This window comes from Parerythrobacter aestuarii (genome assembly GCF_030140925.1).
In the GTDB taxonomy this organism is placed as follows: Bacteria; Pseudomonadota; Alphaproteobacteria; order Sphingomonadales; family Sphingomonadaceae; genus Parerythrobacter; species Parerythrobacter aestuarii.
The window spans coordinates 1,349,848-1,376,088 of sequence record NZ_JARBWD010000001.1; the positions used below are offsets into that span (position 1 = coordinate 1,349,848).

General features: G+C 63.9%; 17 protein-coding genes. 15 read left to right on the plus strand and 2 right to left on the minus strand.

Features of this window, described 5'->3' with window-relative positions; translation table 11 throughout:
* The 8 genes from QPW08_RS06710 to QPW08_RS06745 all read left to right on the plus strand — a co-directional run bounded on the left by QPW08_RS06710 (position 1) and on the right by QPW08_RS06745 (position 9,082).
* Entirely contained in the window at positions 1–285 is a 285-nt protein-coding gene (locus QPW08_RS06710; protein WP_284124959.1) for a type IV secretion system protein VirB3, read from the plus strand.
* Between the two features lie 18 nt (positions 286–303).
* Positions 304–2,736 (plus strand): VirB4 family type IV secretion/conjugal transfer ATPase, encoded by a 2,433-nt coding sequence (locus QPW08_RS06715; protein WP_284124960.1) that lies wholly within the window; start codon positions 304–306, stop codon positions 2,734–2,736.
* Entirely contained in the window at positions 2,733–3,905 is a 1,173-nt protein-coding gene (locus QPW08_RS06720) for a type IV secretion system protein (protein ID WP_284124961.1), read from the plus strand. The genes QPW08_RS06715 and QPW08_RS06720 overlap by 4 nt, the downstream gene beginning before the upstream one ends.
* Complete coding sequence (locus tag QPW08_RS06725; protein ID WP_284124962.1) at positions 3,902–4,687, plus strand: TrbG/VirB9 family P-type conjugative transfer protein; 786 nt, start codon at positions 3,902–3,904, stop codon at positions 4,685–4,687. Before QPW08_RS06720 ends, QPW08_RS06725 begins: the two co-directional genes overlap by 4 nt.
* Before the next feature lie 14 nt (positions 4,688–4,701).
* Positions 4,702–5,823, plus strand: coding sequence for a TrbI/VirB10 family protein (locus QPW08_RS06730; protein WP_284124963.1), 1,122 nt, complete (start codon positions 4,702–4,704; stop codon positions 5,821–5,823).
* Between the two features lie 10 nt (positions 5,824–5,833).
* Positions 5,834–6,835, plus strand: coding sequence for a P-type DNA transfer ATPase VirB11 (virB11, locus tag QPW08_RS06735; RefSeq protein ID WP_284124964.1), 1,002 nt, complete (start codon positions 5,834–5,836; stop codon positions 6,833–6,835).
* 163 nt (positions 6,836–6,998) lie between these two features.
* Positions 6,999–7,307 (plus strand): DUF4212 domain-containing protein, encoded by a 309-nt coding sequence (locus tag QPW08_RS06740; protein ID WP_284124965.1) that lies wholly within the window; start codon positions 6,999–7,001, stop codon positions 7,305–7,307.
* Positions 7,307–9,082 carry a sodium:solute symporter family protein gene (locus QPW08_RS06745; protein ID WP_284124966.1) on the plus strand — a complete coding sequence of 592 codons (1,776 nt, stop codon included), beginning with the start codon at positions 7,307–7,309 and terminating at the stop codon, positions 9,080–9,082. The genes QPW08_RS06740 and QPW08_RS06745 overlap by 1 nt, the downstream gene beginning before the upstream one ends.
* Positions 9,083–9,223: 141 nt before the next feature.
* Here the strand turns inward: QPW08_RS06745 and acs are convergent, their stop codons facing one another.
* The gene (gene acs, locus QPW08_RS06750) at positions 9,224–11,173 is read right to left on the minus strand and encodes an acetate--CoA ligase (RefSeq protein WP_284124967.1); all 1,950 of its coding nucleotides are present in this window, start codon (positions 11,171–11,173) and stop codon (positions 9,224–9,226) included.
* Positions 11,174–11,420: 247 nt separating this feature from the next.
* On the opposite strand from acs, the gene QPW08_RS06755 reads away from it, so the two are divergent.
* From QPW08_RS06755 to QPW08_RS06765, 3 genes are all read left to right on the plus strand, one after another.
* Positions 11,421–13,241, plus strand: a complete 1,821-nt coding sequence (locus QPW08_RS06755) for an alanine--tRNA ligase (protein WP_284124968.1) — start codon at positions 11,421–11,423, stop codon at positions 13,239–13,241.
* 68 nt (positions 13,242–13,309) lie between these two features.
* Positions 13,310–13,696, plus strand: a complete 387-nt coding sequence (locus tag QPW08_RS06760; RefSeq protein WP_284124969.1) for a hypothetical protein — start codon at positions 13,310–13,312, stop codon at positions 13,694–13,696.
* A complete protein-coding gene (locus QPW08_RS06765; protein ID WP_284124970.1) occupies positions 13,693–14,652 on the plus strand; it encodes a FecR family protein in 960 nt (319 codons plus the stop codon). The genes QPW08_RS06760 and QPW08_RS06765 overlap by 4 nt, the downstream gene beginning before the upstream one ends.
* A 6-nt stretch (positions 14,653–14,658) precedes the next feature.
* Here the strand turns inward: QPW08_RS06765 and QPW08_RS06770 are convergent, their stop codons facing one another.
* Entirely contained in the window at positions 14,659–16,887 is a 2,229-nt protein-coding gene (locus QPW08_RS06770) for a CHASE2 domain-containing protein (RefSeq protein ID WP_284124971.1), read from the minus strand.
* A 154-nt stretch (positions 16,888–17,041) separates the two neighbouring features.
* Between QPW08_RS06770 and QPW08_RS06775 the strand changes: the two genes are divergently transcribed.
* The 4 genes from QPW08_RS06775 to QPW08_RS06790 are packed head-to-tail and all read left to right on the plus strand — an operon-like array spanning position 17,042 to position 26,239.
* A complete protein-coding gene (locus QPW08_RS06775) occupies positions 17,042–18,406 on the plus strand; it encodes a multiheme c-type cytochrome (RefSeq protein ID WP_284124972.1) in 1,365 nt (454 codons plus the stop codon).
* Positions 18,403–20,352, plus strand: a complete 1,950-nt coding sequence (locus QPW08_RS06780) for a heme-binding protein (RefSeq protein WP_284124973.1) — start codon at positions 18,403–18,405, stop codon at positions 20,350–20,352. The genes QPW08_RS06775 and QPW08_RS06780 overlap by 4 nt, the downstream gene beginning before the upstream one ends.
* Before the next feature lie 2 nt (positions 20,353–20,354).
* On the plus strand, positions 20,355–22,202 hold the full coding sequence (locus QPW08_RS06785; protein ID WP_284124974.1) for a hypothetical protein: 1,848 nt from the start codon (positions 20,355–20,357) through the stop codon (positions 22,200–22,202).
* Positions 22,202–26,239: a hypothetical protein gene (locus tag QPW08_RS06790; RefSeq protein WP_284124975.1), complete on the plus strand. Its 4,038-nt coding sequence runs from the start codon at positions 22,202–22,204 to the stop codon at positions 26,237–26,239. Before QPW08_RS06785 ends, QPW08_RS06790 begins: the two co-directional genes overlap by 1 nt.
* Positions 26,240–26,241: the final 2 nt, after the last annotated feature.

Here is a 26,241-nt window from a genome sequence, read left to right on the forward strand (position 1 = left end):
GTGACCGATCTCGTCCGCCATCCGGTCCATCGCGCACTGACTCGGCCCCAGATGTTCGCCGGGGTGACGATGAACTTCTTCATCATCAATTTGATGGTGACGACGATCGCTTTCCTGATCCTGAAAAGCTTCTGGATCATTCCCATCCCGATCGTCACCCACGCGATCGGCTATTTCGTGAGCCTGCGCGAGCCGCGCGTGTTCGACCTGTGGATTACCAAGGTTTCGATGTGCCCGCGGGTGAAGAACTATAAGCGCTGGGGGTGCAACAGCTATGCACCCTGACCTGGAAAGAGCAGCCCGATGAGCAACTGGATCGGCCCCGCCAGCTGGAGCGAGAAGGAAGCTCGCGCCGGCGACCGGCTGCCCTATGCCCGGCTGGAGGATGAGAACACGCTGTTGCTGCGCGATGGCTCGCTGATGACGGTTATCCAGGTGCCGGGCTTGCTGTTCGAGACCGAGGATTCCGAAGCGCTCAACGCCCATGCCGCGACCCGCGAAGTGGTACTGCGCTCGACGCTGGATTCGCGTTTCGTGCTCTATCACCACGTTATCCGCCGGCGGGTGGCGATCGAGCTGCAAAGCGAATTCCCTGATCCGCTGAGCCGGCATATCGACGCCCGCTGGCAGGAGAAGCTCGGATCGGGCTCGCTGTTCATCAACGACCAGTTCATCACCCTGATCCGCCGTCCGGCGCGGGGCAAGGCCGGTTTAGCCGAACGGATGGGCAAGTTCTTCAGCCGCCGCGGGCAGGACGAGCTCACCGCCGATCCGCGTGACCTGCGCTCGCTCAAGGCGGCGATCGGCGGGCTGCTGGCGTCGCTGCAGGCCTATGGCGCGAGCGTGCTGGGCGAATATTCCGGGCCCTCGGGCGCGACCAACAGCGAGCTGCTGGAGCTGCTCTCCGCGCTCTACAATGGCGAGATGCGTCCGGTGCGCAAGCCGGCGGACGATACCGATGTCGGCTTCATGCTGCCTTATCGCCGGGTCTCGTTCGGCTTGGACGCGCTGGAGCAGCGCGGGGCGGGGCAGCCCGATTTCTCCGCGATCCTGAGCCTCAAGGACTATCCCGAAGCGACCTCGCCGGGCCTTCTCGACGGGTTGCTGCGGCTGCCCTGCGAGATGATCGTGACGGAGACCTACGCCCCGCAGGAGCGGACGACCGCGCGCGAGCGGATCGACCTGTCGCTGCGCCGGCTGCGCTCGGTCGACGAGGAAGCGACCGCCGAACGCGTCGACATGATGGCGGCGCGCGACGCGCTGGGCAATGGCGCGGTCGGCTTCGGCGACCATCACCTTTCCGTGCTGGTGCGCGAAAGCAACCTGGCCCGGCTCGACGATGCCAGCGCCGCCTGCGCCGCTGCACTGGCCGATACCGGCGCGGTGGTAGTGCGCGAGGACACCAATCTCGAACCCGCCTTCTGGGCGCAGTTCCCCGGCAACGAGAAATATGTCGTGCGCCGGGCGATGATCTCCAGCGCCAACATGGCGAGCTTCGGTTCGCTCCATGGCTTTGCGCTGGGTCAGGCCGAAGGCAACCACTGGGGCGATGCCGTGACGCTGCTGGAGACGACCAGCGCGACGCCGTTCTTCTTCAACTTCCACAATGGCGACCTGGGCAATTTCAGTGTCATCGGCCCGTCGGGTTCGGGCAAGACCGTGGTGATGAATTTCCTCGCCGCACAGGCGCAGAAGTTCAAGCCGCGCACCATCCTGTTCGACAAGGATCGCGGGGCCGAGCTGTTTATTCGCGGGATCGGCGGTCGGTATGACCGGATCTATGCCGGCGAGCCGACCGGTTTCAACCCGCTGGCGCTGCCCGATACCGCCGCCAACCGGGCCTTCCTGCGCAACTGGCTCGGCGTGCTGCTCAAGGCCGATGGCCCGGAAGAGCTGCAGATGATCGCCCATGCGGTCGACGCGGCTTACGAGAACGATGCCTCGCTGCGCCGCCTGCGGCACTTCCGCGAGCTGCTTAGCGGTTCACGCCGCCCCGAGGCGGGCGACCTCGCCGATCGCCTCAGTGCCTGGATCAACTCGGGCGAGAACGCCTGGCTGTTCGACAACGAACTGGACCGGCTCGATCTCGACAACCGGGTGCTCGGCTTCGACATGACCGCGCTGCTGGAGAATCCCAAGCTGCGCACGCCGACCATGATGTACCTGTTCCACCGCATCGACGAGCGGTTGGACGGGCAGCCGACCATGATCCTGATCGACGAGGGCTGGAAAGCGCTTGACGACGAGGTCTTCGCCGCGCGCATCCGCGACTGGCTCAAGACGCTGCGCAAGCGCAACGCGCTGGTCGGTTTCGCGACCCAGAGCGCCGCCGATGCGCTTGAGAGCCGCATCTCCACCGCGCTGGTCGAACAAACCGCGACGATGATCTTCATGCCCAACAGCCGAGCGCGGGCGGAGGATTATTGCGACGGTTTCGGCCTTACCAGCCACGAGCTGGCGCTGATCCGCTCGCTGCCGGCGCACAGCCGCTGCTTCCTGGTCCGCCAGCCCGATGCCAGCGTCGTGGTCAGGCTCGACCTCTCCGGCGCGCCCGAAGTGCTGACCGTCCTTTCGGGCCGCGAAGGCACAGTGCGGCGGCTCGACCTGCTGCGCGAAGCAGTGGGCGACAATCCGGCCGACTGGTTCCCGGCGCTGACCGGCCATGCCTGGCCGCTGCCCGCCGAGACTGAGGCTGACCTGCCCGAAGTCACTGCCTTCAAGCAGGCTGCCGAATGAGCGCGCAGTGCGATCTTGCAATGTCGGAAGCGGCCGGCGGGATCGCCGCCGCGCTGCAGGCTGTCGACTGCGTCGCTTCCGAGGTCACTAGCGCGGCTTTCGGGCGACTGTTTGCACCCGGTGGACAACTTGCGACGGTTCTTACGATCCTGCTCACCCTCTACGTCATTTTCTTCGCCCTGGCACTTATCACCGGGCGATCGAACCTGAGCGTGAGGTCCATGTTGCCGCGGATCATCCTTGTCGGGATGGTACTCACCTTCTCAACCAGCTGGGCGGCATTCCAGAGCGTGGTCTGGAACCTGGCGCTGGGCGGTCCCGACTGGCTTGCGGGCGTCCTGACCGGGGACCGAGGGTCTGCCACCATGACCTTCGCCAGCAAGGTGGACGTGGTGTTTCTCGCCGTCGAGCAGGCTTCGCAGGGCCAGATGGATTTTGAGGCATTTTCGCCGCCGGGTATGTTGTGGCTGGGGGCCTTGCTTTTCATGCTGGGCACGGTGGGTGTGCTGGTAACGGCCCGAATTGCACTGGCAGTCTTGGTCGCGCTGGGGCCGATCTTCATCGCGATGGCCCTGTTCCAGGGCACCCGAGGCATGTTCACCGGCTGGCTCAAAGGGCTGGTTATGCTGGCGTTGACACCGCTGTTCGCGGTGCTGGCAGGAAGCGTGATGCTGGAGCTGTCGGTACCGATCCTTTCGGCCCTGACGCAGGCGCAAGGTGAGATCCCGGCGCGCCCGGCAATCGCATTCTTCATGGTCGGCGCGGTGCATGTCGCGCTGATGGCGATGGTGCTCAAGGTCGCTGGCACCATGGTGGCCGGCTGGCGTGTCTTCGGCATGGTCTCCGAACCGGGCGAGCGGAGCGGCAAATCGGCGGTAGCCGACGCGCCCACTATGGTAGTCCGCACCGAACAGGCCGCCGCCGCGCAGGTCCCCGCCGGGACGACCGTCACCAGCGCCCGCCGCACCGCCGCAGCTGCCGCGATGCCCTATCTCGCCGCCAACGACAGTGGTGCCAGTCAGCCCGCCAGCGTCCGTGAAACCCGCATCGTTGCTGCCACCACTGCAGGGGGGCAGGTCAGCCCCGCATCTTTGCCAGCCTCGCGCACGCGCGGGCTCGGCACGCGCTTCAGGGCAGCGCCCCATCGCCCTGTGGAGAAGCTGAAATGAACCGCGCTGCCATCCCCGCCGCGCTCGCGATGCTGCTTGCTGCGACCCCGCTGGCGGCACAGGATTCGCGCCTGGTCGAAGTCGAATATGACGAAGCGCGGATCTTCACCATCCAGGGCCGCACCAAGGTGCAGGCGACGATCCAGTTCGGCGAGGACGAAGCGATCGAGAATGTCGCCATCGGCGATTCCGCTGCCTGGCAGGTGACTCCCAACAAGCGCGCGAACCTGCTGTTTGTGAAGCCGCTGGAGCCGACCGCGTCGACCAACATGACCGTGGTGACCAACAAGCGCACCTACCTGTTCGACCTCGTTGCAAGCCCCAAGGCCAAACCGCTCTACATCCTCAGCTTTTCCTATCCCGAGGAAGAGATGGAGGCAGCGGCGCAACTGGCTGCATCTGGGCAGGCCAACCCGGTCGAGATGGCGGCGGCTACCGATCCCTATGCGGTGGTCGATCCTGCCGCGCTCAACTGGGAATGGCAGAAGACCGGCGATGCCAATCTGTTCCCGGCGCGTGCCTTCGACGATGGCGATGCTACCTTCCTCGAATGGAATGAGGGCGTGCCTGTCCCGGCGATTCTGGTGAAGGATTTCGAAGGCACCGAAGGCCCGGTCAATTTTACCGTGCGCGGCAACACCGTGGTGGTCGACGGAGTCCCGCGAGAGATCATCCTGCGCTCGGGCGAAGAGATCGCGACGCTGGTCAACACCGGCCCTACGCGCCAGGAAAAGCTCCCCAGCCAGGCCTCGCTTGGCGGTGAGCAGCAGAAGAAGCGATAGGAAGGATACCAGTCATGCGCCTTGCCATGCGTCTTCCGGAAAAGCCCGCCGCCAGCGGTGCCGCCAATGATCTCGACCCGCGCGAGATCGTGGATAGCGATGTGACCGATCTTGCCTCGCGCACCGCTTATCCGGCCGTCGCGGCGAAGAGCGGGCGGTCCGATGCGCTGGGGCTGGTGGCGGGGATCGCCATCGTCGCCGCATTGGGAGGGGTGACGTTCTGGAGCATGAACGCCGCGCAGGTGCCGCCGCAACAAGGCGTGGGGAGTGCCGATGTTGCACCCCAGGCCGTCGCTCCAGAACCGGTGCAGGCGCAGCCACCGGCTCCGGCGGCCCAGCCGGCAATCGCGCCGCGCCCCGATCCGGCCCCGGCTGCGGTGCTGGCGCGCGATCCCAATGCTGCGACGATGGCAGTGCTCAACCCTAATAGCGCCCCGACGCTGGTGTTCGATTCCAGCGCCCGCGCGACGTCGCCTGTTGCCGGGCCTCCGGGCACGGCTTCGGCCACGGAGGGTGGCGGCGCGACCGGAAATTCGGTCAATGACTTCGCGAGCCGTATCGGCGGGGTAGGTGGCGGTCCGGCGCAGGCGACCGCCATGGTCAACCCGACGACCACGGTGACCCAGGGCACGTTGATCCCGGCGGTGCTGGAAACGGCTATCGATACCGATGTGCCGGGCTATGTCCGTGCGGTGGTGAGCCAGGACGTGCGCAGCTTTGACGGCAGGAACGTGCTGGTGCCGCGCTCGAGCCGCCTGATCGGGCAATACCAATCGGGCGTGCAGGGCGGGCAGAAGCGCGCCTATGTCATCTGGACCCGGCTGATCCGGCCCGATGGTGCGTCGGTCAATTTGCAGTCCCCTGCCGTGGGCTTCGACGGCACCACGGGCCTCAAGGGCGATGTCGACGGGCGCTTCTTCCAGCGCTTCGGCTCGGCGCTGCTGCTGTCGGTCGTGGGCGGGCTGTCGACCATCGCCAGTGGCGGTGCCTCGGTGGTGATCGGCGGGGCCGGCAACGGTGCGGCGGCGGCGGCAGTGCAGCAGGACAGCCAGGTCGGCCCGCGCATCCGCGTGCGGCAGGGCGAGCCGATCCGTGTGTTCACTGCGCGCGACCTCGACTTCTCGCCGGTGATGTGAGCCACGATCCATGGCTGCCGACGTCCATCCCTTTGCCAAGTCCGAACCGCTCGCGGCGGACAAGAGCGTCTATCTCGAGGCCTATCTCGAGCCGTTCCGGCGCTGGCTCGATCGCGACACGGTCACGGAAATCCTCGTCAACGGGCCGGGCGAAGTGTGGATCGAGGATGCCGCGCATCCCGGGATGCAGCGGGTCGAGACGCCGGAGATCGATGACCGGCTGGTACAGCGGCTGGCCGAACAGGTCGCCCGGGTCAGCCATCAGGGCATTAACCGCGAACACCCGCTGCTGGGCGCGACGCTGCCTGACGGAGCGCGCATCCAGTTCTGCGGCCCTCCTGCCAGTCGCAGGCACTGGGTCATGGCGATCCGCCGCCATCGCCGGCTCGACCTGCCGCTCGATGCCTATGATTCCGGTCCGCTCAGTCCCCCGGCGCAGGAACGTATGCCCGATGCGCAGGCCGAGCCTATCGCGTTCCTGCGCGAAGCCATCCGCCAGCGTCGCACGATTCTGATCTCGGGCGGAACAAGCACCGGCAAGACCACATTCCTCAACGCCATGCTGGGCGAGATCCCGCGCGAGCAGCGCGTGGTGCTGGTCGAGGATACGCCCGAGCTCAAGCTGCCGGGCGAGAACGGCGTCGGCCTCGTCGCGGTGAAGGGCGAACTGGGAGAGGCCAAGGTCACCGCCAACGAACTGTTGCAGGCGGCGCTGCGCCTGCGCCCCGACCGCATCGTGCTGGGCGAATTGCGCGGGGCGGAGAGCGTCAGCTTCCTGCGCGCCATCAACACCGGGCACCCAGGCAGCTTCTCCACCATTCACGCCAACTCGATCACCGGCGCGCTGGAACAGCTGGCGCTGATGGTGATGCAGACTGGCATCGGTCTCAGCCGCAGCGACACCATCGCCTACGCCGCCAGTGTCATCGACATTGTCGTCCAGCTTGGGCGAGACGAGGATGGCAAGCGGGCCATAAGCGAAATCGCGATGGCCAAGGACTTGCTGGACTGACGGCACCGCCACGACAGCTTGCCCGCTAGTCCGGGCCCGTGTTGCGCCCGGAGACCGGAGAAAATCGTAGGACAATCCCACCGTCTCCCCGGCAAACTCTCAAACCCGATTGCAATTCCGCCTTCAGGGCAACAGGATCGCTCCTGAAGAATGGGAGGGGACCATGGCCGATACGCCTGACAATGACAGCAACCACGCGCGCGCATACTGGCGCGCCAACATCCGGCTGTTGCTGACGCTCATGGCGATCTGGTTTGCAGTCTCTTTCGGAGCCGGGATCCTGTTCCGGCCTTTCCTCGACCAGTTTATGCTCGGTGGTTTCCCGCTCGGCTTCTGGTTCGCGCAGCAAGGATCGATCTACGTCTTCATTGTGCTGATCTTCTATTACTCGTGGAAGATGCATCACCTCGAACAGGCGTTCGACCTCGACGATGACGACGAAGAGGCAGCGGCGATGGAGGGCGATGCGTGATGGAAACGCAGACCCTTATCTACCTCTTCGTCGGGCTCAGCTTCGCGCTCTACATCGGCATCGCGATCTGGAGCCGGGCGGGTTCGACATCGGAATTCTACGTTGCTGGCGGAGGGGTCAACCCGGTCGTCAACGGCATGGCCACCGCCGCCGACTGGATGAGCGCGGCGAGTTTCCTCTCGATGGCAGGGCTGATCGCTTTCATGGGTTATGACGGCTCGGTCTATTTGATGGGCTGGACCGGCGGCTATGTGCTGCTGGCGCTGTTGCTTGCACCGTACCTGCGCAAGTTCGGACAGTTCACTGTGCCGGACTTCATCGGCACGCGGTACTATTCCAACTGGGCGCGAACTGTCGCGGTTATCTGCCTGATATTCATCAGTTTCACCTATATCGCCGGGCAGATGCGCGGGGTCGGGATTGTGTTCAGCCGGTTCCTCGACGTCGAGGTCGAACTCGGCGTGGTGATCGGCATGGCGATCGTCTTCGTCTATGCCGTGCTCGGCGGCATGAAAGGGATCACCTACACGCAGGTGGCGCAATACTGCGTGCTGATCTTCGCCTACATGGTGCCCGCGTTTTTCATCTCGATGATGGTGACTGGCAACCCGATCCCGCAGTTGGGGCTGGGCTCGACCGTCAACGACGGGTCGGGGATGTACGTCCTGCAGAAGCTCGACCAGTCGCTGCAGATGATGGGCTTCGGGGCATACACCGCGGGGTCGAAGTCGATGATCGACGTGTTCTGCATCACCGCTGCGCTGATGGTCGGCACAGCGGGCCTGCCGCATGTGATCGTGCGCTTCTTCACGGTGCCGAAGGCCAGCGACGCGCGCCGTTCGGCAGGCTGGGCGCTGGTCTTCATTGCGCTGCTGTACACCACGGCCCCGGCGGTCGCGGCCTTTGCCCGGATCAATTTCAACGAGGCGGTGCACCAGACCGCCTATGAGGACGCGCCTGGCTGGTTCACCAACTGGGAGGCTAACAACCTCATTGCCTGGCGTGACAAGAACGGCGACGGCAAGATGCAGATTGCCGCCGGCGATGCCTTCGAAGGCGCGCCGGTCTTTGCCGAGGATACGGTCGGCAATTCGGGCGAGCGGCTTCTCGACAATGCTGCGACCGACAACGCCAACGAGGTCTATCTCGACCGCGACATCATGGTGCTGGCCAATCCGGAAATCGCAGCGCTGCCCGGCTGGGTGATCGCGCTGGTGGCGGCGGGCGGGCTCGCGGCGGCGCTCTCGACGGCAGCGGGACTGTTGCTGGTGATCTCGACTGCGGTGAGCCATGATTTGCTCAAGTCGACGTTCAGGCCGCAAATATCCGAAAAGGGCGAGCTGTTGGCGGCGCGTATCGCGGCGACGGCAGCGATTGTCGTGGCCGGGATCCTCGGCATCTATCCGCCCGGCTGGGTGGCACAGGTGGTGGCCTTCGCCTTTGGTCTTGCGGCAGCGAGCCTGTTCCCGGCGATCTTCATGGGAATCTTCACCAAGAGCATGAACCGTGAGGGCGCGATTGCCGGGATGGTGGCAGGTTTGGCCTTCACCTTCCTCTACATCGCCTACTTCAAGCTGTGGGAGCCCGAGGCCAACGCGGCGGAGAACTGGCTGCTGGGCATTTCGCCCGAGGGGATCGGCGTGGTCGGGATGTTGATCAACTTCGCGGTGGCGATTGCTGTGGCGAAGGTCACGGCGAAACCGCCCGCTGAGGTGGATGCACTCGTCGAGAGTATCCGCGTCCCGAGAGGGGCGGGGACGGCTCGATCCCACTGAGTTCCAGCTGATGAGGTCTACTCCATTCGTCATGCTGAACTTGTTTCAGCATCCCTCTCTCAACCTGTACCGACATCGGCAGAGGCGAATTGGATCCTGAAACAAGTTCAGGATGACGGGATTTTCAGGTCGGGAGTGGTGTCAGCGGTTCTTCCGCCCCTCGATCAGCGCGTCGACCACGCTCGGGTCCGCCAGCGTCGAGGTATCCCCCAGCGAGCCGAAGTCGTTCTCGCCGATCTTGCGCAGGATCCGCCGCATGATCTTGCCGCTGCGGGTCTTGGGCAGGGCCGGGGTGAAGTGCAGGTGGTCGGGCGTAGCGATAGGCCCAATTTCCTTGCGCACCCATTGGCGCAGTTCGGCAGTCAGCTCGTCTGACTCTTCGATACCTTCCATCAGCGTCACGTAGCAATAGATGCCCTGGCCCTTGATATCGTGCGGGAAGCCGACGACAGCGGCCTCGCTGACCTTGGGATGCAGCACCAGCGCGCTTTCGACTTCGGCGGTGCCCATGCGGTGGCCGGAGACGTTGATGACATCGTCGACCCGGCCGGTGATCCAGTAGTACCTATCCGCGTCGCGGCGGCAGCCATCACCGGTGAAATACTTGCCCTTGTAGGTGCTGAAATAGGTCTGCACGAAACGCTCGTGATCGCCGTAAACGGTGCGTGCCTGGCCGGGCCAGCTGCGGGTGATACACAGATTACCGCTGGTGGCACCTTCCAGAACACCGCCTTCGTTATCGACCAGCTCCGGAACGACGCCGAAGAATGGCTTGCCCGCGCTGCCCGGCTTCATGTCGTGCGCGCCGGGCAGGGTGGTGATCATGCAGCCGCCGGTCTCGGTCTGCCACCAGGTGTCGATCACGGGCAGTTTCCCCTTGCCGACGGTGTCGTGGTACCAGCGCCACGCCTCCGGATTGATCGGCTCACCGACACTGCCGAGCAGTCGGATCGACGAGAGATCGTGTCTGGTCACATATTCGTCGCCTTCGCGCATAAGCGCACGGATGGCGGTGGGAGCGGTGTAGAAGATGTTGACCTTGTGCTTGTCGCAGACCTCCCAGAACCGATCGTGGTCGGGATAGTTGGGCACCCCTTCGAACATCAGCGCGGTCGCACCGTTCTGCAGCGGGCCGTAAACGACATAGCTGTGCCCGGTGACCCAGCCGATGTCGGCGCTGCACCAGAACACCTCGCCTTCGCGATAGTCGAAGACATAGCGGAAGGTCGTCTCGGTCCAGACCGAATAGCCACCGGTGGTGTGGAGCACGCCTTTCGGCTTGCCGGTCGAGCCCGAGGTATAGAGGATGAACAGCGGGTCTTCCGCGTTCATCGGTTCGCACGGGCAATCCTCGTCCACGCCTTGCGAATATTCGTGATACCAGTGATCGCGTCCGTCGATCATGGCGACATCGCCGCCGGTGTGGCGGATGACCAACACTGCCTTGGCCGCAACCTTCTCCAGCGCGGCATCAACATTGGCCTTGAGCGGGATGGTCTTGGAACCGCGCAGGCCTTCGTCGGCGGTCACGATCCAGTCGCTCTGGCAATCCTCGACCCGGCCCGCGATGGCATCGGGCGAGAAGCCGCCGAAGATCACCGAATGGATCGCCCCGATCCGCGCGCAGGCCAGCATGGCATAGGCGCCTTCGGGGATCATCGGCATGTAGATGGTGACCCGGTCACCTTTGGCGACCCCCATCTTCTTCAGCGAATTCGCCATGCGGATGACTTCGCGCTGGAGCTCGGCATAGGTGATCCGGCGGACGGTGCCATCGGGGCTATCCGGTTCGAAGATCAGGGCAATCCTGTCGCCCCGTCCGGCGGCGACATGGCGGTCGACCGCGTTGTGGCAGATGTTGAGCACGCCATCCTCGAACCACTTGATATCGACCGGGTCGTAGCTCCAGTTGGCGATCCGGGTCGGCGGCGTAACCCAGTCGAGCCGCTGCGCCTGATCGGCCCAGAAACCGTCGGCATCCTCGAGGCTCCGGGCATACATGGCGTTGTATTGCTCAAGCGTGCAGTTGGTCCCCTCCGATGCGCTTTCGGGCTTGCGGACCCATTCGGAATGGCTGGCTGCGTCGCTCATGGTTTCCTCTCCAGATGCCGTGTCTGGCTGCCAGCCATAGGACAATTCGGGGGGCTGTCGATAGGGTCAAGTCATGCCACGCGGCCAGGCCGGGCAGGCAAGAGGCTTGCATCATGTGTGCACTGCACCAATCTAGCCATCAGGCCCCCTTGTGCCCCTGCTCGACAGGCCCGGATAATGCCGCTAACGAGCGCCGACCAAGGGCGGCTGACGAAGCCGACCAACCACTTAGAAAACGTACCGAGACATGACCGATACATTGATGACACGCGAACTGACGACTGCCGAACTGCGCTCGAAGTATCTCGAGTTCTTCCGCGCGCGCGGCCACGCGGTCATTCCCAGTGCCTCGCTGGTGCCCGATGGAGACGGTTCGGTCCTGTTCACTACCGCAGGCATGCACCCGCTGGTGCCCTATCTGATGGGCGCGCCGCACCCGGCTGGCACGCGGTTGGCCGATAGCCAGAAGTGCGTGCGCACCAACGACATCGAGGAAGTTGGCGACCTTACTCACCTGACCTTCTTTGAAATGCTCGGCAACTGGTCGCTGGGCGACTACGGCAAGAAGGAATCGATTGGCTGGAGCTACGAGTTCCTGACCGGTGAAGAGCACCTCGGCATTTCGAAAGACCTGATCTGGGTCACGGTGTTCGAAGGCGAAGACGGCGTCCCCCGCGATGAGGAAGCCGCCGACATCTGGCGCTCGCTCGGCTTCCCGGATGACCGCATCATCTTCCTCGGCCGTGAACACAACTGGTGGGCGGCTGGCCCCGAGGGCCCGTGCGGACCTGACACCGAGATATTCATCGACCGGACGCAGACGCCATGCGCTGAAGGGGCCGACAAGTGCCTGCCCGGCGTATGCGATTGCGGCCGCTGGTTCGAAGTGTGGAACAATGTCTTCATGTCCTACAACAAGCAGGGCGAGGACTTGCTCGACCTGCCGCGCAAGAACATCGATACCGGCATGGGGATGGAGCGCACGCTGGCGGTCCTGAACGGTGTCGAGAGCGTCTACGAGACCAGCTCGCTCAAGCTGATTGTCGATCGCATGATCGCGCTTTCGGGCAAGGCCCGAGACGAAGTCTATGGCGATGAGCGACTGCTCAAGGCTGTGCGCGTGCTGTCGGACCACCTGCGCACCGCGACCTTCATGATCGGCGACGAAATGAGCGTGCGCCCGTCGAACACAGGGCAGGGCTATGTCCTGCGCCGCATCATTCGCCGCGCTGTGCGTTATTGCGACGTTCTGGGCGTCGAGCCGGCTGACTGGGTCGAAGCGGCCAACCTGGTGATCGACGACTATGGCGATCACTACGAAGAGCTGGTCAAGGCCCGCGAAACCATCCTCGCCGAGCTGGGCGGTGAGAAGGATCGCTTCTCCGCCACGCTCGCCAAGGGCACCAAGATGCTCGAAAAGGAAATCGAGCGGCTGAACGCGGAAGGGAAGACTGTCCTCGAAGGCGATGTCGGCTTCCGCCTCTACGACACCTATGGCTTCCCGGTGGAATTCACCGTGGAACTGCTGGAAGAGGCCGGCCTTGCGCTCGACATGGATCGCTTCGAAGCGGCCTTTGCCGAGCACCAGGAAAAGTCCAAGTCGGAAGCGGCCAAGAGCGGGCTGGCCGACGACAGCGAGGAAAGCGTGCGCTATCACACCGCCACGCACCTGCTGCATTCGGCCTTGCGCAAGGTGCTGGGCGATCATGTCCACCAGCGCGGTTCCAACATCAATCGCGACCGTATGCGCTTCGACTTCAACTTCGAACGCGCCATGACGAAGGAAGAAGTCGCCGAGACCGAAGCGCTGGTCCAGAAGTGGATCGACGAGGACATCCCGGTCGAGACCGAGGTTGTGACCGTCGAGCAGGCGCGCGAAAAGGGCGCTATCGGCTTGTTCAACGACAAGTATGGCGGCGAAGTATCGATCTACCAGATCGGCGATGCTTCGCTGGAGTTCTGCGGCGGCCCGCACGTCAAGCGCACGAGCGAGATCGGCACCTTCAAGATCAAGAAGGAACAGTCGTCTTCGGCTGGTGTCCGCCGCATCCGCGCGTTGATTTCCTGACGGAATTTTCCGCTCCCTTGCCGATGCGCAAGATTATGTGACATACCTGCCTCCGACAGGAGGGCAGGATGGCTGGATTTGTTGTCCGCACGGGAATGATCGGTGCCGGTTTGCTGGGTGCAGCCGTCGCCATGGTACCGCTGCAGGCGGAAACTCTCGAAGAGCTGGATGCGATTTCGGATATCTCGGCCAATGAAGAGGCCGGGATCCAGGCTGCGCGCGACCAGGCGGATCGAGGCGAATTGCTTGACGCGCTCGCCACGCTTGAGCGGGTGCTGGCGGAGTATCCCAAGTCACGCGAGGCGCGACTGATCCATGCCATATATCTGTGTCGGATCGACGATGTGCAGGGCGGGCTTGTCGAGATCGGCAAGCTGAAGACAAAGGACTATGGTAAGGACTTGCTCGCTGAGGCGCGGGCGATGTGCCGCCAGGGGCAAGGAGGCGCGTCGTGAGCTACCGTACTCCCAGAGCCATCGTCGCTGCCCTGTGCAGTACAGCGCTTGTCGTGTCGCCGGTCGCTACCAACCCTGCATGGGCCCAGCGGACCGAAGTGGGCAATGCCGCAACCGTCGTTGGCAGCGTGACCATGAGGGTCGACGGCAAGGGCAAGGATCGCAAGGTCCAGCGCAAGAACCGTATCGCCTGGGGCGATATCATCAGCACCGGCAAGAAATCGCAGCTGCAGATCCTCTTGCTCGACCGCTCGAGCTTCGGGGTAGGGGCGCGAACTCAGTTGCGGATCGACCGATATGTCTACGATCCGAATGAAGAGCGCTCATTTGTCTCGACGCTCATCAAAGGCGCGCTGCGCTTCTTCTCCGGGCGACAGGACGGGCAGAAATCAGGCGAAGTGAATACACCGGCTGGGCGGATCGGGATTCGCGGTACTGCGGTTGACATGCTCGTGGGCAAGCGAGCCATGGAGATCGCCGAAGCGCAAGACTTTGCCCGCAATGTCGATAGCGACAAGGATGAAGCGACGTTCGTCGTGCTGCGGGGACCAGGCGCCAATACCGAAGGCGGACTGACCCCTGGAGTAGTCGACGTAGAAGGTGCCGGGGTCGTGGTAACCCTCGATAGCCCGGGGCTCGCGGCCTATATCCCGCGCGCGGGTGCTGCACCGATCGGTCCTTTCCGCATTTCCGACAGCGGCCTTGCCGACGTGCAGGATGAACTGGCACCGGAGGTGGCCCGCGCTGCCGAAGGGGGTAGCTTCCTTGAGAAGCTCATTCCTTTCGCGATCGGTGCCATTACGCTGGGGGCAATTCTGAGCGGGCGTGACAACGACCAGCGGCAGCCAACCAACCAGCGGCCCAATCCGGATATCCAGGACAGTTCGCAGCCACCGCAGCAACGGCAACCGCAGCCAAAACCGACCTCCAGTCCCAATGATCCGGGCGGCGGCTAACCGATCCTATTTCTCGGTTGCGACATAGACGCCGTCCCAATCGGAGGAAGGCGGAGTAGCTTGCATCCCGGCGATACGGCTCTTGAACAATGCGGCTAGCTTGGGAATGCCAGCATCGGCATAGAGACTCGCCTGTTCGCGTAGCAGCTGGACAGCTTGGTCCCATTGCCGTGTGCGATACGCCTCGAACATTGCCGTATGCGCCTCGACCAGCTGTTGGAACGAAGCGGTTGCGGCCGCGTTCTCGTCACCCAGTAGTGCGAAGATTTGCTCATTGCCCGCGCGCCCGACGACGCGGACCCGATCGATCGGGAACATGGCAAAGCCGTCGAGTTCAGCTGCCAATTGTTCACCCACGATGATCGGTACGCCATATTGCTTGGTCAGCCCTTCAAGCCGCGACGCGACATTCACTGTGTCGCCGATCAATGAGTAGGACAGGCGTTGTTCGGAACCCATGTTGCCGACGCAACACAAGCCTGAATTGAGTCCGATGCCGATGCTGACATGGTCAGGCCACACGCTTCCTTCGACCCTCGGAGCCTCACGGTTCAGAATCTCGAGCTTCGCCACCATCGCCAGTGCTGCCCGCGCGGCATTGCGATGATGATCGGGATCGTCGAGCGGGGCGTTCCAGAAGGCGAGGATCGCATCGCCGATATACTTGTCGAGCGTCGCTTTGTGAGCGAGCAATATGTCGCTCATTGGGGTCAGGAAGCGGATCAGGAAGCCGATCACCTGCTGCGGCGTGTACTGCTCGGAAATACGCGAAAAGCCACGAATGTCGCACATCAGCACGGTCATTTCGCGTTCCTCGCCGCCCAGTTCGAGTTTGCCCGGATCATCGGCAATCTGGCGCACGAGTTCGGGCGACAGGTAGCGATCGAATGCCGAGTGAATGTAGCTACGCTGACGCTCTTCGCGGTAGTACACTGCGACGGTCTGCACAGTGTAGACCAGCAATAGCGCTAGTATGGGGTAGGTCGGATCGAACAGGTAGCGTAGCTGGGTGAAACCGAGCCAGCTGCCTGCCAGCACCACCGCAATTCCGCCAGCCGCAGCCAGTGCTCCCATCACTGCGCCAAGGCGCGGGAGCAACAGGGCAAATCCGATCCCGAGAACGAGGACTAGCAGCAGTTCGAGCCCGAACGCCCAGTCCGGCCGTTCGAGGAAATGGCCGGAGAGGATCTGGTCCATCGCAGCTGCATGGACCGTGACCCCGGCAATCCTCTCGCTCAAGGGAGTTGAAACGAGGTCCTGCAACCCCGCCGCGCTGCCTCCGACGATGACGATCTTGCCCCTGACCGAGGCCGCCAGTTCCGCATAACCGAGCTGACCACCGATGATCGACCACGCGGGCAAGGCTGGCTGGGATCGCGCGGCAGGGAAGTGGACCCACATCTCGCCCGCATCGTTGACGGGGATCTCGATGTCACCGAGCCTCACCGCGACTGCTGCAGAATCGCCTGGTGTGGCTTCGCCGCTTCCATCGCTGGCAAGGAGGTTGGGCGATCCAACATCTGAGACCACCCGCGCAGCCTCCAGCGAGAGGGAGGGTATCAACTGGCCGCGATGGATCGCCACCAGCGGTACGCGGCGCACGATCCCGTCCGGGTCGCTTTCAAGGCTGACGAATCCGTTGCCAGCTGCGGCCTGCTCCAGCTCGGGGAGAGGCTGGAGCGATCCGGCGTATGTAGGGAGATAAGCGGTCGGCAGCGTGCCGTGCAGGGTAATCCCGGCCTTGGGCTCGATATCGCGTCCGCGCTTCTCGCGATCCAAAAAGAACCCGGTCACAACCGGTACGGTCGTGAAACTATCGGCCATCTGTGCGTCATGGGCAGGCATGGTTGCCAGCTCCCGGCCCATAGCGGTGTCTTGCAACCGCGCGGCAATGGCTTCGGGTGAGGTCCGGTCGGGTTCGGAGAACACGATATCAAAGATGACCGCCTTGGCCCCGGCTTTACCGAGCCGCTCGGTAAGCGTGGCGATTTCGGTCCGCGGCCAGGGCCACTGGCCCAGCCGGTCGATCGAGTCCTCGTCGATATCGACCACGGTCACGGCCTGATCGTTGTCTGTCTCGCGTGGAGCGAGCACCTGGTAGGCGTCGAACACCTGCATGCGCACGCGGGCCAAGGGAGCAGGATCGGACATTTGAAGCAGCACGACCAATGCCAGCACGGCAAGGCCCAGCAGTCCTGCCCCTCTTTCTCCCAACCGTCCTAAAAACGCCTTCATGCGTTCGGTCCCGCCCTGTCTCAACTCGGCAGCCTATGGCGCTCGCGAATTGAAAGCAAACCATGTGGAACGATTTGTGTTTCTGGCCCACCATCGTGTTGTTGATGGTGTAAAACCTGTGCTAGCCGTTGGGCTTCAATCTCGGGGGGCGGGAATGACGAGCCGATCGGCATCTGGCAAACGGGTTTTTGCGCAGCTGGCAGCAGTGCTGCTGCTGACGCTGTGGCTCCCTGCATCGCAGGCCAATGGCAATGCCCGCTTCGAAGGGGTCGCCACCTGTGCCGGATCGACCTGCCACGGCCGTGCTGAGGGCAATGGCGCAGTGGTGCGGCAAGATGAGATTGCCACCTGGCAGGAACCCTCTTCGCCCAGCGGTGCGCATAGCCGGGCCTATGCGGTGCTGGCGGGCCGGCGCGGCCAGCAGATTGCGCGCAGCCTCGGCCTCGGTTCGGCGACGTCGGCACCGGAATGCCTCGGCTGCCACACGACTTTTGTCCCCGAGGCCCAGCGCGGACCGCGTTTCCAGGTGACCGACGGGGTTGGGTGCGAAAGCTGCCACGGTGCCTCCGAAGGCTGGCTGCCGACACATTATGCCCGACCGGCGACGCATCAGTCTAACGTTGCTGCCGGCCTCATTCCGCTGGAGCAGCCGCAGGCGCGCGCGCGGGTCTGCCTCGATTGCCACTATGGTTCGGCCAAGATCGGCCAGTTCGTGACCCATTCGATGATGGCGGCGGGGCATCCGCGCATCTCGTTCGAGCTCGACCTGTTCAGCGCGTTGCAGCAACATCACGATTTCGACCTTGACTATGCCGACCGCAAGGGCCGGCTAGACAGTGTCCAGCTCTGGGCGGTGGGCCAGGCCGAGGCGGTGCGGCGTTCGACCAGCCTGTTCGCGCAGCCGGACAAGGGCATGCGCGGCATGTTCCCCGAGTTCTATTTCCTCGACTGTCACAGTTGCCACCGGCCGATCAATGACGGGCCGGAGCGTACGCTGACTTTCGAGACCAATCCGGGCCGCCCGATCCCGTTCGGCAATCCGCCGTTCAACGATGAGAACATCATCATGCTCACCGCGGTTTCGCGGGTGCTGGCCCCGGGCGCGGCGGGCGGTTTCGAAGAAGCCAGCAAGGAGTTCCATCGCGCCATGGGGCAAGGCCGGGCCAAGGCGCAGGAAGCGGCAATTGCGCTGGGCGCGCGGGCGGGGGCTCTGTCCGATGCGCTGGCCAGCCGTTCCTATGGCGAGAGCGACACCTTTGCGGTTATCGCCAATATTGCGCGCGATGCGACGTCGGATCGTTTCACAGACTATGCCGGTTCGGTGCAGGCGGTGATGGCGGTCGATACGTTGCTCAACGCGCTGGTGCGCGAAGGGCGTATCTCGATCGGCGCGGCGGCGGGTATCCGTACCAATATCAACCGCGCCTATGACGCAGTCTCCGGCCCCAATCGCTATCGCCCGGCGCAATTCCGCAGCGCGCTGAAATCCGCCACCGTCGCGATCGGATCGCTCAAATGAGCAAGTGGAGCGGGTTCAAGACGTTGGTGCTGACACCGGCCCTGGTTCTCGCAGCTTGCGGAGGAGGCGGGGGAAGCAGCAACGGCGGCGGCAATTCCGGCAATACCCCGCCTCCGCCGCCACCTGTCGGCAATGCGAATTACTCGGTACCACCCCTCGAATCGCTCAATGCAGCAGACGTCGGCAATGTCATTGCCCGGGCGGCGGCGCAAGCGGATGCGCAAGGGGCCAGTGCGACCATCGCCGTCGTCGACCGGGTCGGCAATGTGCTGGGCGTGTTTGCCATGCCGGGCGCAGGCACGACCGCGATTATTCCTGATGCGCCCAACGGCAACAATGTGGACGCGCAGGGGTTAACGATTCCAGCGGCAGGCGCGGCGATCGCCAAGGCGATTACCGGAGCTTACCTCTCTAGCGGAGGCAATGCTTTCTCCACCCGCACGGCGAGCATGATTGTGCAGCAACATTTCCCGCCTGCACCGAGTACGGCGGGGTTGGAAAGCGGGCCGCTGTTCGGGGTCCAGTTCAGCCAGCTACCCTGTTCCGACCTTTCCGCGCGCGCCAGTGACGGAATGATTGGCCCGCAACGCTCACCGCTGGGCTTGGCGGCCGATCCTGGTGGTTTCCCGCTCTACAAGAACGGTGTGGTCGTGGGTGGCGTGGGAGTGATCGCCGACGGGGTCTATGGTTTCGATCCCAATGTGCTCGACACCGATGTCGACGCAGATGAGCAGATTGCCCTGGCCGGGACCGTGGGGTTCGAAGCGCCGGTGTCGATCCGAGCGAACCGTATCTTCGTCGACGGGACTTCGCTTCGATACACCGATGTCGGTTACAGCCAGATTTCCGATGTCAGCGGTGCCAGCTTTGCCGGGACCGCTGGGGCACTGGTTCCGGTGACAGGCTATTACGCCGGTGGCGGGCTGTTGGCTGGTGCCGCTTATGGCACGGAGGCTTCGGGCATAAGGCAATCGACCGCCGCCGAATTTTCCAATGTCGATGCTTTCGTCCTGTCAAACGGGGCGGGCAGCAATCGCTACCCGGTGCGGGCTGGGACCGACGGCGCGGATATCGCCAACCCGATCACTCAGCCCGAAGCGACCGCCATCCTCGAGGAAGCCTTCACCATCATGAGCCGGGCTCGGGCGCAAATCCGCCAGCCGACCGACAGCCGCGCGCAAGTGACAATTTCGCTGGTCGATACGCGCGGCGAAGTGCTGGGCATCGTGCGCTCGCCTGACGCGCCGATCTTCGGCATCGACGTCAGCTTGCAGAAGGCGCGCACAGCCAACCTGTTCTCCGGCCCCTTCGCCGCTGGCGACTTGCAGGCGGCAGCCGGCGAAGTGCCGCAATTCGTCACCCGGCTTCGCACATTCCTGAGCGATCCCAGCGCTTTGACAGGGACATTTGCCTTTGCTGATCGTTCCGGTGGCAATTTGTCGCGACCCTATTTTCCCGATGGGGAAGTCGGCACCGCCAATGGCCCGCTGTCGCGCCCGATCGCGCAATTCAACCCGTTCTCGACCGGGCTGCAATCAGCGCTGGTGGTCGGCAACCTTGCCCAGCACCTGGGCTTCGTCACCGGCGCTGCGGCGGTCGATACCCCGCGCTTCTGCACCACGCTGCCGCAAGTGGCGCCCGACCATCCGCGCATTGCCAACGGCATCCAGATCTTCCCCGGCTCGGTCCCGATCTATCGCGGCAATACGCTGGTCGGCGGGATCGGGGTTTCCGGCGACGGGATCGACCAGGATGACATGATCAGCTTCCTCGGACTGCACAATGCGGGCCAGAGGGTCGGCGGCGAGGGCAATGCGCCCAAGGACATCCGCGCAGACCGCATTTCCGTGGTGGTGGGCAACCGGCAGGTACGGTTGCGGTACGTGAATTGCCCCTTCGCGCCGTTTCTCGACACCGCCGACAACAACGTCTGCGAGGGGCTGTAGGCGTGTCGGCAATCCTGCTCCCCCTGCTGGCACTGGCGCAACCCGAATTGCCGCCGACTGATGCGGAGCTACCGGCGGAGGAGGTGAAGGGTGAACCCGCGTGGGAGGAAGAGCCGCCACCGGTCGATCCCGAGATCATCGATGGCCGCCGCCGCCCCGACTACACCGGCCCGCTGCCGGGCCCGGTGACGCAGGACAATGAAGGCGCGGTCCGCGCGCCGCCGCCCGAGGCCTTTCCAACCGACCAGATCCCGATCCCCGATCGCTGGCGCCTGATCGAGAGCCTCGGGTTGGCGAAGGAGAAGTGGTGGGACCCGTACAACCAGAACACCTACAAGGGTGACCGGCCGATCAACCCCGACAAGGTGCCATGGCTGCCGATCGAGGGGCACGACTGGTTCTTCGTCGTCAACGCCGTCAGCGACACGGTGATCGAGCCACGCACCTTTCCGATACCCGTGGGCGTGCAGACGACCGAGGACCCGGACCGGGTCGATGTGTTCGGCGACAAGCTGTCGACAGTATTCGCGCAGACCTTCATCGTCGGGGCTGCGCTCTTGAAGGGCAGCACCAACTTCAAGCCACCCGATGTGGAATACCGCGTCACGCTGGCGTTCAACATGAACTATGTCGACGTGCCGGAGCGGCGGGTACTGTTCGTCGAGCCGTCGAAGCCCAGCCACCGTTTCGATCACTTCGTGGGCGTGCAGGAGCTGTTCTTCGACTACCACTTCCGCAATGTCTCGACCCGGTATGACTTCGATTCCGTACGGATCGGGATCCAGCCGTTCCAGTCGGACTTCCGCGGCTTCCTGTTCAACGACCAGCAGTTGGGCGTGCGTTTCTTTGGCACACGAGACAATAACCGCTTCCAATACAATCTGGCTGCCTTCTGGCGGCTGGAGAAGGACACCAACAGCGGCCTCAACGCCGTGCTGCAGACCCCTCGCGATGACTTCCTGTTCGTCGCCAATGTCTACCGGCAGGATTTCCTGATCCCGGCGCTGACCAGCCAGATCACCGTCGCCTACAACCGCAACCGCGAAGGTGACGACATCCAAATCGACGACAACGGATTTCCCGTCCGACCGGCGCTGCTGGGGGACTTGCGCGGGCGTGACTATGACGTGGTCTACCTTGGTTACAACGCCGACGGGCGGATCGGGCGGATCAACGTGACCGCCAGCGCCTATGCCGCGCTGGGCGAGGACCGGAACAGCTTCTTCACTTCGGAACCGACCGACATTCGTGCTTTCTTCGGTGCGGCCGAACTCAGCTACGACAAGGACTGGATGCGTTTCCGCCTCTCGGGGGCCTATGCCAGCGGCGACAGCGATCCCTATGACAACGTCGATACCGGCTTCGATGCGGTATTCGAGAATCCGGTCTTCGCCGGGGCCGACACCTCCTACTGGATCCGCCAGACCATTCCCTTCGCGGGCGGGGGCAGGGCGGTTTCCGTCAATGGACGCAACGGCATCCTCAATTCGCTGCGTTCTTCCAAGGAACAGGGGCAGTCGAACTTCAACAACCCGGGGCTGATGCTGGTGGGGGCCGGGGCCGATTTCGACCTCACGCCCGAATTCCGGCTCTCCGCCAATGCCAACCACCTGTGGTTCGAGAATACCGCGACGCTGGAAACCCTGCGCAACGAGGGCTCCATTCCGAAAGATATCGGTTGGGACCTCTCCGCCGCTGCGATCTGGCGGCCCAAGGCAACGCAGAACATCGTCGCGCGGCTTTCCGCCGCCGCGCTGGTTCCGGGGGCCGGGTTCAAGGACCTGTTCACCAGCCTCGGCGGGCCGAGTCATTACTACTCCATCCTCGCCAATGTGATCCTGACCTACTGATGCCTGCCTATCGCCATATCGCCCTCGTGCTGGCCCTCGCGGTGTTCACCCTTGCCGTGTTCGGCGGGCAGATCCGCGCGGCCGAAGGCGAGAAGGCGGTCGAGCGCGACTACAGCCGCGTGATCGTGCCACCGGCCCCGGCGCGGCAGTCTGTGGCAGATATGGACGCCAAGTCCGAAGGCTGCGTCTCGTGCCACACCAAGTCCGATGCGCCGACCATGCATGTGACGCCTGCCGTCCGGCTCGGCTGCACGGACTGCCACGGCGGCGATGCCAGCGTGCGCGGGAACCCGAACCTGCCGCATGATCACCCCGATTATGTCAGCGCGCGCGACCTCGCACATGTGCTGCCGAAATACCCGGAAAGCTGGCACTTCCCGTCCTCCGCCAACCCCAAGCAGAGCTACGCGCTGCTCAACCGCGAATCGCCGGAGTTCGTGAAGTTCATCAACCCCAGCGACTATCGCGTCGCGCGCGAAGCCTGCGGGGCTTGCCACATCCAGACCATCGAAGCGGCTGAGCGCTCGATCATGGCGACCGGTGCTATGCTGTGGGGCGGGGCGAGCTACAACAACGGCATCCTGCCCTACAAGAACTACCTCCTCGGCGAGGCCTATACCCGCGAGGGCGAGCCGGCCAAGATCGTCGCCCCCGGTGACCCGCCGGGATTGGTCACGGAACGTCAGCAGGCACGCGGCGCGCTGGCTGAGCTGTATCCGCTGCCGACCTGGCACGTGATCCCGCCGGGTGACGTCTTCCGGGTGTTCGAACGCGGTGGGCGCACGATCAATTCGCAGTTCCCGGAGATCGGCCTGCCCAACCCCTCGGGCCAGATCCAGCGGCTGGAGGAGCCGGGACGGCCCGATCTCAAGCAGTCCAACCGCGGCCCGGCCACCGGGCTGCGCGTCGCGATCCCGGCGCTCAATATCCACAAGACTCGGCTCAACGACCCCTTCATGTGGTTCATGGGCACCAATGAGCAGCCGGGCGACTATCGCCACTCGGGCTGCGCCAGCTGCCACGTCGTCTATGCCAACGATCGCGAGCCGCGCCATTCGCTGGGCTATGCCCAATACGGGCGTGACGGGCAGTCGATCACCGTCGACCCGACAATTGCCGGCAAGCTCGAGCCCGATGATCATGACGACGGTCACGGCGCGCTGCGCAAGCCCGGCGAGGACCATGACGATGGCGAGAAGGGCGGCAAGAAGGAGAAGGGCCACCCGCTGAAGCACGTTTTCACCCGGGCCATTCCGACCTCGCAATGCATGGGCTGCCACATGCACCAGCCCAACGTCTTCCTGAACAGCTACCTCGGCTACACCATGTGGGATTACGAGAGCGACGCGCCCTTCATGTGGCCGAAGGAGCAGAAGTATCCCACCGCCGAGGAAGTGCGGACAATCCTCGACCGCAACCCTGAGGGCGCCGCGCCGCGCGGCAAGTGGGGCGATCTGGACTTCCTGCGCAATGTATATGACTTAAATCCTCAGCTGAAGGACACACAGTTCGCCGACTATCACGGCCACGGCTGGAATTTCCGTGCCATCTTCAAGCGCGACCGCGAGGGGAACCTGCTCGATGCGCAGGGCAATGTCGTCGCCCCCGACGATCCCGAGAAGTGGCGCAAGGAAGGCGAGGACACGTTCGTCCAGCCAGGCACCAATCCGGGCAAGACCGTCCACCTGATGTCGATCCACGCCGAGAAGGGCATGCAATGCGCTGACTGCCATTATGCGCAGGACAGTCACGGCAACGGCCTCATCTATGGCGAGGTCGCCAATGCGATCGAGATCGGCTGCAAGGACTGCCACGGCACCGCCGATGCCTATCCCACGCTGCTGACCAGCGGCCCCGCAGCTCCGCCCAAGGGCAATGATCTCACGCTGCTGCGCAACCCCGATGGCAAGCGCCGCTTCGAATGGATCGATGATGCGGGGGGCAGGCGGAAGCTCATCCAGCGCTCGATCGTCGACCCGGATCTCGAATGGGAAGTGAGCCTGGTCAAGAACGTGGTCGATCCGGCCAGCCCGTTCTTCAACGCCAAGGCTGCACGGGCCAAGCTGATGAGCCGGGCCGGGGCGGAGACCGGCAAGTTCGAATTCGGGACCGGCATTGCCGAGGAAGACCGCGCCCACCGCGAGCCCGAGATGGCGTGCTTCACCTGCCACCTGTCATGGACGACCAGCTGCGGCGGGTGTCACCTGCCGATCGAGGCCAACTGGAAGAGCAAGGTCCATCGCTACGAAGGCGAGACCACGCGCAATTTCGCGACTTACAACCCGCAGGTGGCGCGCGACCAGATGTTCCAGCTGGGCAAGCACCAGACCACCAAGGGCAACCAGACCGCGCCAGTGCGTTCCTCCAGCGCGCTGGTGCTGAGCTCGACCAATATCAACCGCGAGCGAATCTACATCCAGCAGCCGCCGGTCTCAGCCATCGGCTTCTCGAGCCAGGCCTTCGCGCCGCATTTCCCGCACACGGTCCGCAAGACCGAGACCAAGACCTGCTCCGACTGCCACCTGTCCGACAAGGACGATAACAACGCCATCATGGCGCAGCTGCTGTTGCTCGGCACCAATTACGTCAATTTCACCGGGCTCAACGCCTGGACCGGGCAGGAAGGCGGCTTCTCCGCCATCCGCGTGACCGAGTGGGAGGAACCGCAAGCGGTGCTCGGCTCCTACCTGCACAAATACGCTTACCCGGACTACTATCGCCAGTTCGTCGAGGACAATGGCCGCGAGCTCAAGGACTGGACGCGCGGCAAGACTTTCGACGAGGACCTTGGCGGCGAGACCCGCGCCTTCGAACAATTCGCCAATGTCCACGAAGGCACCAGCGATCGGGTCGGCTGCCTGCAATTGCGCGGCGAATACATGTTCGTGGCCGAAGGGAAGGGCGGCTTCCGCGTCTATGACGTCGCTTCGATCGCCAACAAGGGCGTGTCGGAACGGATCATCACCGCACCGTTTTCGCCGCTGGGGCACAACACGCGGGTGAAGACCACCAATGCCACCTGCATGGCGCTGGCGACCAACCAGCCGATCAACCCGCTACGCAATACCGAGGCGATGCGGCAGGCGAACCAGGAGCAGCCGTTCCTGCCGATCTATTCCTACGCTGTAGTGACCGATGCGGTGGAGGGGCTGGTGCTGGTCGACGTCAACACGCTGGCAGACGGGGAATTCCGAAACAACCGGCTCCGGCGCGAGAAATTCGCCGATGGAGCCGATGCATGGAACCCCGATGGCGTACTCGCCGGTGCGCGGCACGTGCAGCTTGCAGGCGAGGTTGCCTATATCACCGCCGATGTCGGATTGGTGGTGGTCGACCTTTCGAACCCGCTCGATCCGCAGTTGGCGGCTGTGCGCGAGCTCCCCGATGCCCGCGCCAGCGCGATCCAGTTCCGTTACCTTTGGGTGACCGATGCCGAGGGACTCAAACTGTTCGACGTGACCAAGCTGCGTGATCCCGTAGCGGTGCCTGAAGCGAGTGTGCCGCTGGCCGATGCGCGGCGGCTATACCTCGCCCGAACCTACGCCTATGTCGCGGCCAAGCAAGAAGGGCTGGCGATCATCAACATCACCAATCCGCTGAAGCCCAGCGTGTTTGCCAAGGTGACGCTAGACGGGCGGCTCAACGATGCCGAGGACGTGATCGTCGCCTCCACCAATGCCTCGCTGTTCGCCTATGTCGCGGATGGCCGCAACGGGCTGAAGGTGCTGCAGCTGACCAGCCCTGACAGCCAACCCAATTTCTACGGCTTCAGCCCGTCGCCAGCACCCGAGCTGATCGCCTGGGCGACGACGCCCGATCCGGCAATCTCGCTCAGCAAGGGGCTCGACCGCGACCGCGCGGTCGATGAGACCGGTGGCCAGATTGCGGTGTTCGGCCGGCTCGGCTCGCGGCCCTTCAAGCGCGACGAGATGGAAAAGCTGTTCCTCACGAAGTCAGGCGTGCCGTGGAAGGTCTCGGACGAGCCGGATCTGAGCGCATGGGTCAGCGACGGGGTGCCCTACAAGACCTCGCCCTGACG

What these genes read in the sequence shown, in the direction of transcription:
- QPW08_RS06715 (WP_284124960.1), top strand. Translation starts at nt 304, where the DNA reads ATGAGCAACTGGATCGGCCCCGCCAGCTGGAGCGAGAAGGAAGCTCGC.
- QPW08_RS06720 (WP_284124961.1), top strand. Translation starts at nt 2,733, where the DNA reads ATGAGCGCGCAGTGCGATCTTGCAATGTCGGAAGCGGCCGGCGGGATC.
- QPW08_RS06725 (WP_284124962.1), top strand. Translation starts at nt 3,902, where the DNA reads ATGAACCGCGCTGCCATCCCCGCCGCGCTCGCGATGCTGCTTGCTGCG.
- QPW08_RS06730 (WP_284124963.1), top strand. Translation starts at nt 4,702, where the DNA reads ATGCGCCTTGCCATGCGTCTTCCGGAAAAGCCCGCCGCCAGCGGTGCC.
- virB11 (WP_284124964.1), top strand. Translation starts at nt 5,834, where the DNA reads ATGGCTGCCGACGTCCATCCCTTTGCCAAGTCCGAACCGCTCGCGGCG.
- QPW08_RS06740 (WP_284124965.1), top strand. Translation starts at nt 6,999, where the DNA reads ATGGCCGATACGCCTGACAATGACAGCAACCACGCGCGCGCATACTGG.
- QPW08_RS06745 (WP_284124966.1), top strand. Translation starts at nt 7,307, where the DNA reads ATGGAAACGCAGACCCTTATCTACCTCTTCGTCGGGCTCAGCTTCGCG.
- acs (WP_284124967.1), bottom strand. Translation starts at nt 11,173, where the DNA reads ATGAGCGACGCAGCCAGCCATTCCGAATGGGTCCGCAAGCCCGAAAGC.
- QPW08_RS06755 (WP_284124968.1), top strand. Translation starts at nt 11,421, where the DNA reads ATGACCGATACATTGATGACACGCGAACTGACGACTGCCGAACTGCGC.
- QPW08_RS06760 (WP_284124969.1), top strand. Translation starts at nt 13,310, where the DNA reads ATGGCTGGATTTGTTGTCCGCACGGGAATGATCGGTGCCGGTTTGCTG.
- QPW08_RS06770 (WP_284124971.1), bottom strand. Translation starts at nt 16,887, where the DNA reads ATGAAGGCGTTTTTAGGACGGTTGGGAGAAAGAGGGGCAGGACTGCTG.
- QPW08_RS06775 (WP_284124972.1), top strand. Translation starts at nt 17,042, where the DNA reads ATGACGAGCCGATCGGCATCTGGCAAACGGGTTTTTGCGCAGCTGGCA.
- QPW08_RS06780 (WP_284124973.1), top strand. Translation starts at nt 18,403, where the DNA reads ATGAGCAAGTGGAGCGGGTTCAAGACGTTGGTGCTGACACCGGCCCTG.
- QPW08_RS06790 (WP_284124975.1), top strand. Translation starts at nt 22,202, where the DNA reads ATGCCTGCCTATCGCCATATCGCCCTCGTGCTGGCCCTCGCGGTGTTC.